Raw genomic sequence first — 14,127 nt, 5'->3', positions numbered from 1 at the left:
TTCGCAATTCCAATGTAGGAGCGGGCTGGCTCCGGTGGGCGTTCCGACGAATCTATCAGGCGCCGTCGAGGGTGCGGCGTACCTTGTCCAGCAGTTCATTGATCTGGAATGGCTTGATCAGCATTTCCATGCCGTCGCCGAGAAACACCTGGCGGTTGATCGCGGTTTCGGCATAGCCGGTCATGAAGAGGATCGGCAGATGTTCGCGCCACCCCCGCGCAATATCGGCAAGCTCGCGGCCGCTCATGCGCGGCAGGCCGACATCGGTCAGCAACAGGTCGATGGATTCGTCGTTCTGCAGGCGTTCGAGGGCGCCTTCGATGTCGCCCACCTGGGTGCAACGGTAGCCGGCATCCACCAGCACTTCGGCAACGAACATGCGCACTGACGGCATGTCTTCGACGATCAGCACGTGCTCTCCGCCGCCCTGGGCGGGCGTCGTCGTGGGTTCGAGGGTGACGGCGCTGGGGTCGGCGCTGGCCGGCAACATGATGGTGACTTCGGTACCGCGCCGCGCCACGCTGCGGATGTGCGCATCGCCGCCCGACTGGCGGGCGAAACCGTAGATGGTCGATAACCCGAGCCCGGTGCCCTGGCCCAGGGGCTTGGTGGTGAAGAACGGGTCGAACACTTTATCGATGACGTTGTGTTCGATGCCGGTGCCGTCGTCGCGCACCGACAGGGCGACATAGGCGCCATCGGCCAGGTTGGGGTCGCCGTGGGAATAGGCGGCATAGGTGTTGACCCAGACATTGCCACCTTGGGGCAGGGCATCGCGGGCATTGATCACCAGATTGAGCACCGCGCTTTCCAGTTGAATCGGATCGACCAGCGCAATGGCCGGCTTGCTCGTCAGTTCAAGCTTGAGGGCAATGCGTTCGCCAATAGTGCGCACCAGCAATTCCTCGAGGGAGCGGATGTGCTGGTTGATGTCCACGGGCCGGGTATCGAGGGGTTGCTGACGGGCGAAGGCGAGCAGGCGGTGGGTCAGGGAGGCGGCACTCATGGCCGAGTTCAACGCCGCTTCGGCATAGAAAGACACCTTGTCGGTGCGGGACTCGGCGACACGCTTCTGGATCAGTTCCAGGCTGGTGATGATGCCGGTGAGCAGGTTGTTGAAATCGTGGGCAATACCGCCGGTCAGCTTGCCCAGCGCGTCCATTTTCTGCACCTGCAACAGTTGGGCTTCGGTGCGCGCGCGCTCGGCGACTTCGTTGGCCAGTTGCGTCGTGGCGTCGTCCAGGCGCGCCAGGTGCGAGCGTTCACGGTGACGGTGCTCGGTGACATCCTCGACGAACACCAGGCTCAGTGCCGGCGTGCGATAGGGTGAAATCTGCCACTCGGTTTCGCGAATTTCGCCCTGCACCCGCATGCTCAAGGTGCCTTTCCAGCGCTCGCCATACGCCAGGCGCAAGCGCAGTTCCTCGATGACCGCGCACTGGTCGTCGGCGAAACACTGGCGCAGGGTATCCGGGTCGAGGTTGTCCTGGACCAGTTGGGCAAACGCATGGTTGCATTCGTGGACCTTGAGTTGCGCATCCAGCACGGCGATGGGGGCCGACACGTTGACGAAAATCTCGCGAAAGCGTGCCTCGCTTTCACGCAGGGCATTCTCGGTTTCGCGCACCCGCAGCAAGGTGCGCAGGGTCGCCAGCAATACATCCGGGTCCACCGGGTGGATCAGGTAAGCGTCGGCTCCGGCGTCGAGGCCGGTGATGATATCGCCGGTCTGGATCGACGCCGCGGACACATGAATCACCGGGAGCAGGGCGGTGGCAGGCTCCGATCGCAGTTTGCGCACGATGTCGAAGCCACTCATGTCCGGCAGGTTGACGTCGAGGATCAGGGCATCGATCGTCACGCTGGCGATCAACTCCAGGCCTTCACCGCCGGTGCCGGACTCCAGCACTTCATAGCCGTGACGCTCCAGGCGCCGACGCAAGGCGTAGCGCGTGGCAACGTTGTCGTCGACGATCAGCAAGCGCAGGTCACGTTTCATCGGCAGGCTCCATGGCGATGGCCAGCGGGATGATCACAAAAAAGGTCGAACCCACACCGGGTGTGCTCTGTACCCCGACTTCGCCGCCCAGCAACATCGCGAAGCGTTTGCACAGCGCCAACCCGAGCCCGGTGCCACGCAGGCGTTTTTGCAGTGGGGAGTCAACTTGCGAGAAGTCTTCGAACAATGCGCCATGCAGCTCCTGAGCGATACCGATTCCGCTGTCGCTGACGGCGAAACGTACGTAGTCGCGGTTTTCCAGCTGCGCCGAGACCCTGATCTCTCCACGGGTGGTGAACTTCAACGAATTGGCAATGAAATTGCGCAGGATCTGCGCGAGCTTCTTGTCGTCGGTGTACAGGCGGGGCAGGCCTACAGGCTCTTCGAAGATCAGGTCCACGGCGGTGGTATCGACAATCGGGCGAAACATGCCACGCAGGGCGGCGAACAGGTCCAACATATCGAACCAAGCCGGTGAAATGGTGATGCGCCCGGCTTCGATCTTCGCCAGGTCGAGCAGGTCATCGACCATGTCGCTCAGTTCCCGCGCGGCGTTACTGACGAAGGCCACCTGCTTGTGCTGCTCGCTGCTCAAGGGCCCGTCGAGCTCATCGGTCAGCAGGCTGGCGATGCTCAGGATCGAGCCCAGTGGCGTGCGGAACTCATGGCTCATGTAGGACAGGAAGCGGCTTTTGAGGTCCGAGGCCTGGCGCAGCTGTTCGGCCTGGGTATCGAGCTCTGCGTACAGCGCCAGGACGCCCTGGTTGGTTTCATCCAGCTCGGCGCGCAGGGCAACGGCTTCACCCTGCAAGCGCGCGATCAGTGCAGCTTGTTCGTCGATTTGACTCATGGGCATTTCAGCCATGGGCGGCCTCCAGGGCTATGACCAGTACGGTGACATCGTCTCGTCCACGGCAGAAATCGCGGTGCAGGATGGCGGCAATCACGGCAGGATGGCGGTGCACCAGGCCGGGGTAATCCGCAAGATTCCAGCGCGACTGCAGGCCATCGCTGTACATGATCAGCAGTTGTCCGCTCACCTGAGCATAGTCAAAGGGCTGCGCCTTTCGAAACTGCCCGCCGACGATGCCGGGATGGGAGGCCAGGCCGCGGGATTGACCCGGTGCGACCAGGCAGGCGCCAATATTGCCGATGCCGACGAATTTCAACGCATCGCTGTCGGCGTTGAACTGGGCAATGGCCACCGCACCGCCACGGGTGCCGGTCATGGCTAGATGAATGTCTTGGAGCACCAGCAACGGTGAGTCGAAGGGCAGCAGTGCGTAGGCTTTCTCGCCAGCACGGGCGGCGCGTTCGGCTTCTTCACCATGACCCAGGCCATCGATCACCAGGGCGCTGATGCGCGGTCCGTCAAATGCCAGGTGCCAGGTATCACCGCAAGCCGGATCCTGGTGCAGCGAATGCTGGCTGATGCCGATGCGTTGGTCCGCGGCCTTGTCCGTCCGGGGATACAACCGTGTGAGCAGCACGGCACCCCGTGAGTCGGCATAGACATCGAACACTTCAGTCTGCCGTGACACGGTGCCCAGGCCGATGCCCTGGGTGCCGCCGGTGGAAAAACCGTCGGCCAGGCAGGCGTGCAAATCGAAGCCCTGTGCGCGGTCGATGGCGAGCATCTCGATACCGGCGCCGCTGGCACGAGGTATGACCCTGAGGTGCAATTCGCCACGGCTGGCGTGCTTGAGAATGTTGCTGGCAAGCTCGGTAGCCACCAGCGCTACCCGTCCCGCATCCGTGGCGTCGAAGCCGTGTTGTTGCGCTAGATTCTGTGCGGTGCGTCGTGCGTAGCCGATCTGGCTATTGTCCTCGATGAGCAGCACTTGGGTCATCGAGCCGCCGATGTTCATGTCCATCGGGTAATCGTTACGCGAGTACCCTTTCCCGGCGCAGTATCGAGTTCGAATTCATTGACCAGCCGCTTGGCACCGGTCAGGCCCAGACCCAGGCCGGAACCTGAGGTCCAGCCATCGGTCATTGCCAGTTTGACGTCGGGGATTCCCGGGCCCTCGTCACGGAAAACCAGGCGCAGGCCGGTACGCGGGCTTTCATCGAGGATTTGCCAGTCCATGTCGCCTCCACCGCCGTACACCATGGTGTTGCGCGCCAGCTCGCTGACCGCGGTCACCAGCTTGGTCAGGTCGATCAGGCGCATGCCGCAGTCCTGGGCGAGTTTGCGCGCGAGCTGCCGGGCCAGGACGACGTCCTGTTCGATGTGAATCGGATGAGTGCCGCTGCTGCGCACAGTCATTGGTTGCGTACTCGTTCCTGAAGCAGTTTCATCCCGCGCTCGACATTCAGCGCGGTACTGACACCAGGCAGGGTCAGTCCAAGCTCCACCAGGGTAATGGCCACGGCTGGCTGCATGCCGACCAGTACGGTCTCGGCATCCATGATTTTCGACAGCCCGGAGATGGTCCCGATCATCCGGCCAATGAATGAGTCCACCATGTCCAGGGCGGAGATATCGATCAGCACGCCGCGCGCGGACGTCTTGCTGATGCGTTCGGACAGGTCGTCTTGCAGCGTCAGCGCCAGTTGGTCATGCATGTCCACCTGGATGGTCACCAGCAGGAAGCCACCCATTTGCAGAATCGGAATGCGCTCCATGGGCTCAATCCGCCTTGTTGACGGAGAGTCCCAGCCGGGTCAGGGCCAGTTTCAGGGCATCGGCCAGGTTCGCCTTGGTCACCACGCCTTGCAGGTCCAGCCCCAGGTGCACGATGGTCTGGGCAATCTGTGGACGAACGCCGCTGATGATGCAGTCGGCTCCCATCAGGCGAATCGCGGTGACGGTCTTGAGCAGGTGCTGGGCGACCAGGGTGTCGACCGTCGGCACGCCGGTGATATCGATGATGGCAATTTCCGAACCGGTGTCGACGATCCGCTGCAGCAGCGATTCCATCACCACTTGGGTACGTTGCGAGTCCAGCGTGCCGATCATCGGCAGGGCCAGGACGCCGTCCCAAAGTTTGACCACCGGGGTCGACAACTCCAGCAGCTCTTCCTGTTGGCGCTTGATCACGGCTTCGCGGGACTTCTGGAACGTGCGAATGGTGTGCATGCCCAGGGCGTCAAGCAATTCGGAAATTTCCCAGAGTTGCTCGGCCAACAACGCCGGGCTGTCCTGGTAATGATTCTGCAGCAGGGCAAAAAGCGGACCCTTGAGCGAGAAGATAAAGCTGGCGGTCTGATGCGAATCCTGGCCGAGCAGCGCACGGCTATGGGAGAGCTTGTCGAGGAACTGGCGAATTTCATCCCAGCCGACTGTAGCGATGTTCTGGTCATTGCCGTTTTGCAGACCCGAAATCACCAGTTGCAGGAATTCCGCTGTCTGCTGTTGCAGGTCTTTCTCTTTGAGGTTGCGCGTGGCGCCACTGGCCTCCAGGCTATTTTTCCATTCGGCGAGCAGTTGTGCCTGATTGTTCTTCATCGCATCGAGAGTGCTGGTTTGCAGTGCCGCCATGGAACTTGTCTCCTTGAGTGTATGCGCCCGATTCCCGGAAAAACGAACGGCGCAAAGCAATGACATTTAGCCGATGAAATAGTTGTGCGCGTTCGACAGCAATTTTCATTCGCTTGTACATGCACTGTAGGAGCTGGCGAAGCCTGCGATCTTTTTTTTTGCATCGCACCGCTGGCGGAGAAACCTGGCGAAAATGAAAAGACCGCATCCATCGATGCGGTCTTTTCATTTGATCAGGTCTATTTGTCTGGATGGGCCGCCTGAAGTTTTTTCGCCATATCCAGGTGTTTTTCCAGCCCCGGCAACATTTTTTGCGCAAAACCCTTGAGTTCCGTTGCGCCTTTGGTCCTGTCGTCGGTCACGGTGTTGGCTTGTTTCTTGAACAACTCGATGGTGTCTTCATGCGCCTTGACCTGGTTGTTGGCATAGGCCGAATCAAAAGACTCGTCACGCATATCGAGGATTTTTTCCTTGGCCTGCTTCACCAGTGTCGTGTTGTCCGGCACTTCAATGTCATTCTTTTTCGCGATGGCCGCCAGCTCATCGTTGGCCTTGGAATGGTCGGTGATCATCATATTGGCGAAGGCTTTGACATCGGCAGACTGGCTTTTTTCCAGGGCCAATCGACTGGTTTCGATTTCGGCAATACCGCCGGCGGCGGCCTTGTCGACAAAGTCATTATCGGTTGCCGCGAAGGCCGCGCCCATGCTGGTGCTCAAGGCGATGGCCAGGGTGAGATGGCGCAGGTTAAATCCTTCCATTGGTTCTTCTCCACACAGTTTTCATGGGCGATCGAATTGATCGTTATAGTGTGGAGGTCGCGCAGGGGGCGAAGGTTTGATCGCATTTGCGACAGGACGACGAACGGGCACCGCTGGTCTGACAGATGGTCGACAGAACCGGCCAACCAAGGCCATTCTGATAGTTGGCGAACGCAATCAATCGCGTTTGCTACCGATTAACAAACGGAGGTGTTCCATGCCGGTGCCCCACGACCTTTTTCAGGATTTGCATTGCACAAAGGAAGAAATCCAGCAGAAACGCACCAAGGACCCGTTACTGGATTCACTGATCAACAAATACTCGCTGGCGGATGCCGAAGTGGTAAAGGCAGAGGAAGCCAAATCCAGTGATGATGCAGTGACGAAGCTCAAGGCGAAGCGCCTGGAGGTCAAGGACAAGATCGTCAAACAGCTCCAGTCGTCCTCCTGATGCAAGTGGTGAGCCACCGACAGTCGGTGGCTGAATAATTGGAACGGCGATATTAACCGGCACCTCGAATGGTCAAAGCCCGATGACGTGGCTGCAGGCGAGGTGCCCCATGGCTGATCCAAAATTTCCCAGCGAAGAACAAGGGGGCTACGACCCCATTCCGACCCATCCCGAACCCCTGAGTCCCGGTCGCACTGCCGTCAACCCGGAGGATGAACCGGGCATTGATGAATTGCCGAACAACGAAGGTGCCATCCCCATGGATCAGGATGACGGCACTGACATCGATCGCGAACGGGTGCGTGAAGAAACCGATAATGCAGAGCCCGATCCGCGGTAGTCGTTGTGGGAGCGAGCCTGCTCGCGAAGGCGGTGTATCAGTCGCCATTGTGTGTGCCTGACACTTCGCCTTCGCGAGCAGGCTCGCTCCCACAGGTTTATGGCATTGCCGTACTCAGCGGCAACCGCACCATGTTTTTCGCTCTCAACGAGCCAAAATACAACCAGTCCCCGTACTCGCGCGCGGTGGTTATCGGCGAATAGTTGCCGCTACTGCCATCCTGCAGGTTGGCGATCACCTTGCCGTCAAGGTCAAGGCCCAATACAAAGGCGCGTTTTTCCACCGGCTGGGGCAGGACGGTCATGGCCCGGGCGATCATCTTGCGCACAAATGGGTGTGGCGCAGTGTTGTCGAGCAAGGCGTTGCGCGGCGTATACAGCGCCACCCAGAAACGGTCGCTTCCGTTGAAGGCCAGGTTGTCGGGCAATCCCGGCAGGTTGTCGATGAACAGGTCATGGGTGCCGGCTTTCGACCCGCTCAACCAGTAGCGGGTAATGCGATACGCGCCGGTTTCGTTGACCAGAACGAAGGCATCGTCCGGACCTAGGGTGACGCCATTGGCGAACTCAAGCTTGTCCAGCAGCATTGTGGTCTTGCCGGTCTGGAAGTCATATCGCAGCAAGCGTCCGTCGCCGCCATGTTCGATGATTGCATTAAGGTCCTCGCCGTAGCCGAAACGGCGGGAGGCGTCACTGAAGTAGGCATAGTGCCCGGGTTTATCGATGACCACGTCGTCGGTGAACCCCAACGGCACACCGTCGGCGCTGGTGGTCAAGGCCACCAGGCGACCCTGGGCGTCCAGTGACAGCAAGCCCTTGACGGCGTCGGCGATTACCAGCAACCCATTGGGGTGGCGGGCCAACCCCAGGGGCCGGCCGCCGGTATCGGTCAGCATCCTGGTGTCCTGGCCGTCCAGGCTGGTGCGAATGACCCGGCCATCATGCAACCCGGTGATCAGTGCATTATTTTCCAGGAGCAGCGCTTCGGGGCCATCGATGTCCGCGGCGCCGACGCGTACCACGCCCTTGAGGCGCTGGTTGTCCGCGTACGGGCCGCTGCTGAGGGACGGCGCGGGTTCTGGGTTCCAGGCTACGGGCTGCACTTTGGTCGGCATCAATAGCAGGAAAGCGCCGAGGGCGATGATCAGCAGCAGTATCCCATGGTGAAACCTGATCGGTCGGCTCACGCACGGACTCCTGACAGCGCCAGGTATTTTTGCGCGGTGTCGCGAAGCGCTTGCATGGACGCGGCCGATTCGCGATCGATCCGCCGCTTGAGCAGCAATTGGTTGGCCAATCGCATCGCCAGGCCACTGAACCGGTATTCCAGCGTGCGCACGAACCGCGTGCCACTACCTTCGGCCGCGCATTCGTAAGTCAACAGCAACGACAGGCCATTATCGCCGTGGGCCCGGGCAATCCAGCGGCGGCCAGGCAGATACTCATCGACTACCCAACTCAAGTGGCCGTCTCGCCCACCGGCGCGGATGTCCTCCTCGAACCGCGCGCCAGCATGCAAAGGCCCCTTCGGGCCGTTGATCCGCAAGGACGATGGATGCCACTGCGGCCAACGGGTCACCGTGCTGGCATAGGCGAGCACGGCAACGGGACTACCGGCGATGTCGATCTGATGCTGCATGCGGGTCATGGGCGTTCTCTTGAGGTCTTCGATGGCCGGTTCCGGTTCCGGCTCCCAGTAGAGGGTGCCGAACAGGTAATCCATCAACGGAAAAACGATGTTGAAATTACGTTGCTGCATCATTTCGCGGCGGTGGTGCAATTCATGCAGGCGACGCATCTGGCGGATCCACGGCAGCCGCGTTATCCGGTTGTGCGGCGGCAGGTGTTCACACGCATGGAACACTTCATAGGTCAGGTACCCCAGGACCAGGCAGCCGCCCACCAGCCCGGCGACGTTGACGTCCAAGGGCTTGAGCAGCCACCACAGGGGCAGGGCGATCAGCAGCGTGTGCAACACGATCAGCCAGGCGGGGAACAGGATGACGCGCCAGTCGCGGGCGCTGTCATACGTCATGTTGCCGGGGGCGAAAAAGCTGTGGTGGTCGCCGGCATGGCGGGCATAGAACATCCGCGCGAAGTTTTTTTTGTGATGGCCAAGGTGACGATGCACCATGTACACAATGAAACTGAACAACCACAGGGACACCGGGACCGCCAGCCATTCAAGGGGGTGTACCTGGTGCACGGTGCTCCAGAAAACACCGATCGCCACCAGGCCGAACATCAGCACGAAGGTCCCATGCAGCCAAGGGTTATAGCGGGGATGGATGTCACAACGGTAACGGGCGCGAAATGCTTCGGTGGTCTGCCTCACTGCAATCACCTGTCGTTATTGTTATCTCCAGCAGATTAGTCGATCCCGGCGTTTTGGTTGGCAGCTGGGCTGGATTTTTGCGGGAGCTGCGGTCATGGCAACGGACGATGACTCTTAGGGCGCCGATGGAGGTCTTTCAGGTTGACGCAAGCAAGCAAATCAAAAGCGGCCTTGAAGCCCACCTCATCGCAGGACTGTGAGCGATGTGATGTGATCGTTCCCGCGCAGAGCGTGGGAATGATCACGTCTCCAGCAGATTAGTAGCTGCCCCTGTATTTTTGCTGGTGCGTATACGCGAATTACCGTAGGAGCCGGCTTGCTGGCGAAGAACGATAACGCGGTTCGACAAACACGACGCGTTGTCTGGCTCGCGGTAGCACGCAAATGCATGCTCGCCCGCAAAGCCGATTCAGCTCAGCGGGTTCCAGCGTTGTGACCAGTCGTCATCGCTGCTGATCACCTCGCGCAGCAGATCGAAAGCTCGCTGTAGAGCTGCAGAATCGCGGTCGCGTGAGTACACCAGGTAGGTCGGGTAGCTGAACTCCGGGGCCTTGGGCACGGGCTCGAGCATGCCGTTTTCCAGGTAGCTCTGGACCACCCGGGTGCGGAAGTAGCCGCTACCGCCGTGTTCGAGGATGTACTGCAAACCCAGGGGGCCAAGATTGAAACTGAGCGCCGCCTTGGCTCTTTCCGGCAGGGCGGCGTCGTGCTGGCGCCTGAAGTCCTGGCCCCAGTCGATGTACACGTAGGGTTCGGGGCGTTCGGGGTGGCGCACGAGGATGAGTTTTTCTTCGAGGATCTGTTCGACTTGCAGGCGCGGCCAGTATTCGGGCTGATAGACCAGCGCCGCATCGAGTACCCCAAGCTCCAGTTGGCGCAGCAGGTGCTCGCCATCACGGATTTCCATGCGCAGCGCATGGCCGGGAATCCTGTCGCGCAATACACCGGCCCAACTGAGCATCAGCGGGTTGCACAGGCTGACTTCGCCACCGATGTGCAGCACGTCGTGGAACCCCTCGGGCAAGGGCAAGTCCCGGCGCGCGGCTTCCCACGTTTCCACCAGTTGATTGGCATAGATCACGAAGGCCTCGCCATTGGGCGTCAGGCGGGCGCCAGCACGGTTGCGTACGAACAGCGTGCTGCCCAGGTGACTTTCCAGCTTCTGTACCCGCGCGGTGATCGCGGTCTGGGTGACGTGGAGTTTCTCGGCAGCCGCGGCAAGGCTGCCGTGGCGGACGATTTCCAGGAAGGTGCGGGCGAGATCGATGTCCATGGGGCGACCGGTGCGGGAAATGTTCGCATTGTAGGGGCATAAATCAAAAGATCGCAGCCTGCGGCAGCTCCTACAGGGGAATGCGTTCTCTGTAGGAGCTGCCGCAGGCTGCGATCTTTGTTTTTCAGGTCAAAACGCGAAACAGGAACAGCCAAACGCCCCCCAGAACCCGCGCAAATCACTCACCGGAGCATTCGACAAACGCGCCCGTTCGTGACTGTGCGCGTGCACCGCGCAAGCCCCGACGCATTGATGAACCTGAGTCGTCAGCGGTGCCGATGGCTTCCAGTGGCCGGGAACCTTTGCCACGGGCGACCACTCCGGTACCACGGGGATGGGCGGGGGGCCGAGTTTTTCGAACTCGTTGCTGGCGTAGACAACCTTGCCATCGACAAGGGTCAATACCGATTCGATACCCTTGATGCCCTCGACCTCCATATGGAAATAGTCGGCCGACAGCGCGATCAGGTCAGCCAGTTGCCCAACCTTGATCTGGCCCTTCTTGCCTTGCTCGGACGAAAACCAGGCGCTGCCGTGGGTAAATAACTCCAGCGCGGTGTCACGGCTCAAGCCTTGCGGATACAGCGCCAGGCCGCCGACAGTACGGCCGCTGACCAGCCAGTACAGCGAAGTCCACGGGTTGTAGCTCGACACCCGCGTCGCATCCGTGCCCGCGCCTACCGGTACGCCCTCGGCCAGCATGCGTGCAATGGGCGGGGTATGCTCGGCGGCCTTGGCGCCATAGCGGTCGACGAAGTACTCACCCTGGAAAGCCATGCGATCCTGGATGGCGATGCCGCCGCCCAGTGCTTTGACCCGCTCGATATTCTGTGGGGTGATGGTTTCGGCATGGTCGAAAAACCACGGCAAGCCGTCGAACGGAATGTCGCGGTTGACCTTCTCGAATACATCGAGCATGCGGCTGATGGATTCGTTGTAGGTGGCATGCAGGCGAAACGGCCAGCGTTGTTCCACCAGGTGGCGTACCACCGGTTCCAGGTCTTGCTCCATGGAAGCGGGCAGGTCCGGGCGCGGTTCAAGAAAATCTTCGAAGTCCGCCGCCGAAAATACCAGCATTTCTCCGGCACCGTTGTGCCGCAGGAAATCGTCGCCCTGGCCGTAGCGCGAGGTGCTGGTCCAGTTCTTGAAATCGGTCAGCTCTTCCTTGGGTTTCTGGGTGAACAGGTTGTAGGCAATGCGCACGGTCAGTTGCTGATCCTTGGCCAGTTGCTGGATGACCTGATAGTCGTCCGGGTAGTTCTGATAGCCACCGCCGGCGTCGATCGCGCTGGTGACTCCCAGGCGATTGAGTTCGCGCATGAACTGCCGGGTGGAGTTGACCTGATACTCCAGCGGCAGCTTCGGCCCCTTGGCCAGGGTTGAATACAGAATCATGGCGTTGGGCCGAGCGATCAACATGCCGGTGGGGTCGCCGTTGGCATCGCGCTGGATTTCACCGCCCGGCGGGTTCGGCGTATCGCGGGTATAGCCCACCACTTTCAGCGCGGCACGATTGAGCAGCGCGCGGTCGTACAGGTGCAGGACGAACACCGGTGTGTCCGGCGCGGCCTTGTTCAGTTCGTCAAGCGTGGGTAGGCGCTTTTCGGCGAACTGGAACTCATTCCAGCCACCGACCACCCGTACCCACTGCGGCGTGGGTGTGCGCTCGGCCTGATCCTTGAGCATGCGCAAGGCATCGACCAGCGACGGCACGCCTTCCCAGCGCAGCTCAAGGTTGTAGTTGAGTCCGCCCCGGATCAAGTGCAGGTGCGAGTCATTGAGGCCCGGAATCACCGTACGCCCGTGCAAATCGATGACTTGCGTGCCAGGGCCTTGCAGGGCCATGGCCTGGGCGTCGCTGCCGACCACCACGAAGCGCCCGTCCTTGATCGCGACGGCACTGGCCTGGGGTTTCTTGCGATCGACGGTGTGCAGGCGTCCGTTGTAGAGAATGAGGTCGGCGGGGGTGTCTGGCATGGTTTTACTCCCAGCGAACAACGGGCTGATCCAGGCACCGACGGCGCCTGCGGACAGGCCTTGGAGTACGTGGCGGCGGTTGACGCCGTTGTGTTCCTCAGGTGGGCTCATGTCAGTGCTCCGCGCAACGTGAGTTGAGGGTAAACGCTTACGGCAGCCGCATGCGGCCAGATGGAATATAGACGGCAAATCCGCAGGTAGCCGTTTTCAGGCGCGCAAAACGACGAATCCCGCCACAAGGGGCGGGATTCGTTTGCAGCCAGGGGCGCTTGCGCAAGTCGCAAGCGGCTCGCTTAGGCCGGGAACAGCTCGGACAGTTTCATCGCCAGCATCATGTCGCCTTCAGCGCGCAGCTTGCCGCCCATGAACGCTTGCATGCCGTCGGTTTCGCCGCTGACGATGCCTTGCAGGGTTTCGCCGTCCATCACCAGGGTCACCTGGGCGTCCGGGTTTTCGCCTTCCTTGAGCTCGCAGGTGCTGTCCTTGACGACCAGCGAGAAGTGCTTGTCTTCGTCGATGCGGAAACCGAAGACCAGGTCCAGACCGGCAGCGGCGGCTGGGTTGAACTTGGCTTTCATTGCTTGTACGGCATCAGCTACGGAGGTCATGGTTTGATCCTTTTTTGGTAATAAGAGCTGGGTGGTTACAGCCAGGGTCACAATAGTCCGGACTCAGCGAAACGTGATGAGTTCCGGGGCCTTCAACAGCTGCAGGTGCACATGACTGTTGAAGGAAGCCAGGGCCACTTCGCGACCACGGAATTTCAGGTGGTTGAGCGAGGTGTTGACGATTTGCCAGTTCAATTCAAAAGCCTGTTTGGCAGGCATTTGCGTAATGAGGTGGAGCAGGGCGGTGATGGTCCCGCCGGAGGTGAATACGGCGATTTTCTGCGTGTTGTCGGCTTGTTCGAGGAGGCGCTGCAGGCCGGCCTGTACCCGCTCGACAAAACCCAGCCAGCTCTCCAGGCCCGGGGTGTCGTAGGTGCCGGCCAGCCAGCGTTCGATGATCAGGGCAAAGATACGCTGGAACTCGCCACGGTTCTGCGCGGCGTTGCGCAGGATGTCCAGCGCTTGCGGCTCGTCCGCCAGCATGGCAGGCAACAGCGCGCGGATCACCGCGTCGGCGTCGAATTCATTGAACGCGCTATCGGTCTCCAGGACCGGCACCGGCAGGCCCACGGCGGCGTATTGTTCGAGCGCGCTATTGGCCGTATGTTGCTGGCGGCGCAGGTCGCCCGACAGGCACCGATCGAAGCTGATCCCGAGTTCGGCCAGGTGTCGACCGAGGATTTCTGCCTGGCGGATACCGGTGGGCGACAGGACGTCATAGTCGTCTGCACCAAAGGAGGCCTGGCCATGTCGAATCAAATAGATACTGCCCACGTCCGCGTCATCCCGGTACGTTGAAGGTTTGGCGAGGTTATGGGGATGACGGTGAGCTGTCAATGAAAAAACATACGCTTGTTTGAAATGCTCGTTACAGGCCTGTTGCCAGAGGTTTCACGGCTG

15 protein-coding genes are annotated in these 14,127 nt (G+C 60.6%); 2 read left to right on the top strand and 13 right to left on the bottom strand.

What is annotated here, in order from left to right:
- Positions 1 to 55 precede the first annotated feature (55 nt).
- The 7 genes from CGA21_RS20455 to CGA21_RS20425 form a co-directional block, all read right to left on the bottom strand.
- The gene (locus CGA21_RS20455; RefSeq protein WP_188264909.1) at positions 56 to 1,999 is read right to left on the bottom strand and encodes a response regulator; all 1,944 of its coding nucleotides are present in this window, start codon (positions 1,997 to 1,999) and stop codon (positions 56 to 58) included.
- A complete protein-coding gene (locus CGA21_RS20450; protein ID WP_188264908.1) occupies positions 1,989 to 2,864 on the bottom strand; it encodes a sensor histidine kinase in 876 nt (291 codons plus the stop codon). Before CGA21_RS20450 ends, CGA21_RS20455 begins: the two co-directional genes overlap by 11 nt.
- Positions 2,857 to 3,867: an ATP-binding protein gene (locus CGA21_RS20445; RefSeq protein WP_110754521.1), complete on the bottom strand. Its 1,011-nt coding sequence runs from the start codon at positions 3,865 to 3,867 to the stop codon at positions 2,857 to 2,859. The genes CGA21_RS20450 and CGA21_RS20445 overlap by 8 nt, the downstream gene beginning before the upstream one ends.
- Positions 3,864 to 4,268 carry an anti-sigma regulatory factor gene (locus tag CGA21_RS20440; RefSeq protein WP_033040509.1) on the bottom strand — a complete coding sequence of 135 codons (405 nt, stop codon included), beginning with the start codon at positions 4,266 to 4,268 and terminating at the stop codon, positions 3,864 to 3,866. Before CGA21_RS20440 ends, CGA21_RS20445 begins: the two co-directional genes overlap by 4 nt.
- A complete protein-coding gene (locus CGA21_RS20435; RefSeq protein WP_110754503.1) occupies positions 4,265 to 4,627 on the bottom strand; it encodes an STAS domain-containing protein in 363 nt (120 codons plus the stop codon). The genes CGA21_RS20440 and CGA21_RS20435 overlap by 4 nt, the downstream gene beginning before the upstream one ends.
- A 4-nt stretch (positions 4,628 to 4,631) precedes the next feature.
- Positions 4,632 to 5,483 carry an STAS domain-containing protein gene (locus CGA21_RS20430; RefSeq protein WP_033040504.1) on the bottom strand — a complete coding sequence of 284 codons (852 nt, stop codon included), beginning with the start codon at positions 5,481 to 5,483 and terminating at the stop codon, positions 4,632 to 4,634.
- Positions 5,484 to 5,722: 239 nt separating this feature from the next.
- A complete protein-coding gene (locus tag CGA21_RS20425; RefSeq protein ID WP_110754500.1) occupies positions 5,723 to 6,244 on the bottom strand; it encodes a DUF4142 domain-containing protein in 522 nt (173 codons plus the stop codon).
- A gap of 217 nt (positions 6,245 to 6,461) precedes the next feature.
- Here CGA21_RS20425 and CGA21_RS20420 point away from each other — a divergent pair, with 217 nt between their 5' ends.
- Both CGA21_RS20420 and CGA21_RS20415 read left to right on the top strand, forming a co-directional pair.
- Entirely contained in the window at positions 6,462 to 6,695 is a 234-nt protein-coding gene (locus CGA21_RS20420) for a DUF465 domain-containing protein (protein ID WP_110754498.1), read from the top strand.
- Positions 6,696 to 6,804: 109 nt separating this feature from the next.
- Positions 6,805 to 7,035 (top strand): hypothetical protein, encoded by a 231-nt coding sequence (locus CGA21_RS20415; protein ID WP_188264907.1) that lies wholly within the window; start codon positions 6,805 to 6,807, stop codon positions 7,033 to 7,035.
- Between the two features lie 97 nt (positions 7,036 to 7,132).
- On the opposite strand, the gene CGA21_RS20410 is transcribed toward CGA21_RS20415, so the two are convergent.
- The 6 genes from CGA21_RS20410 to CGA21_RS20385 all read right to left on the bottom strand — a co-directional run bounded on the left by CGA21_RS20410 (position 7,133) and on the right by CGA21_RS20385 (position 14,001).
- The gene (locus tag CGA21_RS20410; protein WP_110754495.1) at positions 7,133 to 8,221 is read right to left on the bottom strand and encodes an SMP-30/gluconolactonase/LRE family protein; all 1,089 of its coding nucleotides are present in this window, start codon (positions 8,219 to 8,221) and stop codon (positions 7,133 to 7,135) included.
- Positions 8,218 to 9,369, bottom strand: a complete 1,152-nt coding sequence (locus tag CGA21_RS20405) for a sterol desaturase/SRPBCC family protein (protein WP_188264906.1) — start codon at positions 9,367 to 9,369, stop codon at positions 8,218 to 8,220. The genes CGA21_RS20410 and CGA21_RS20405 overlap by 4 nt, the downstream gene beginning before the upstream one ends.
- 409 nt (positions 9,370 to 9,778) lie before the next feature.
- Positions 9,779 to 10,642, bottom strand: coding sequence for a LysR family transcriptional regulator (locus tag CGA21_RS20400; protein WP_110754491.1), 864 nt, complete (start codon positions 10,640 to 10,642; stop codon positions 9,779 to 9,781).
- A 129-nt stretch (positions 10,643 to 10,771) separates the two neighbouring features.
- Positions 10,772 to 12,619 carry an amidohydrolase gene (locus CGA21_RS20395; RefSeq protein WP_188264950.1) on the bottom strand — a complete coding sequence of 616 codons (1,848 nt, stop codon included), beginning with the start codon at positions 12,617 to 12,619 and terminating at the stop codon, positions 10,772 to 10,774.
- A gap of 293 nt (positions 12,620 to 12,912) precedes the next feature.
- Complete coding sequence (locus CGA21_RS20390) at positions 12,913 to 13,227, bottom strand: SCP2 sterol-binding domain-containing protein (RefSeq protein ID WP_110754489.1); 315 nt, start codon at positions 13,225 to 13,227, stop codon at positions 12,913 to 12,915.
- A gap of 63 nt (positions 13,228 to 13,290) precedes the next feature.
- Positions 13,291 to 14,001 carry a histidine phosphatase family protein gene (locus CGA21_RS20385; protein WP_110754487.1) on the bottom strand — a complete coding sequence of 237 codons (711 nt, stop codon included), beginning with the start codon at positions 13,999 to 14,001 and terminating at the stop codon, positions 13,291 to 13,293.
- Between the last annotated feature and the right edge of the window lie 126 nt (positions 14,002 to 14,127).

It is taken from the genome of Pseudomonas sp. PSB11 (genome assembly GCF_014596605.1).
In the GTDB taxonomy this organism is placed as follows: domain Bacteria; phylum Pseudomonadota; class Gammaproteobacteria; order Pseudomonadales; family Pseudomonadaceae; genus Aquipseudomonas; species Aquipseudomonas umsongensis.
Note: the sequence above shows the minus strand (reverse complement) of the source record. Positions and strands in the feature narration are given on the sequence as shown.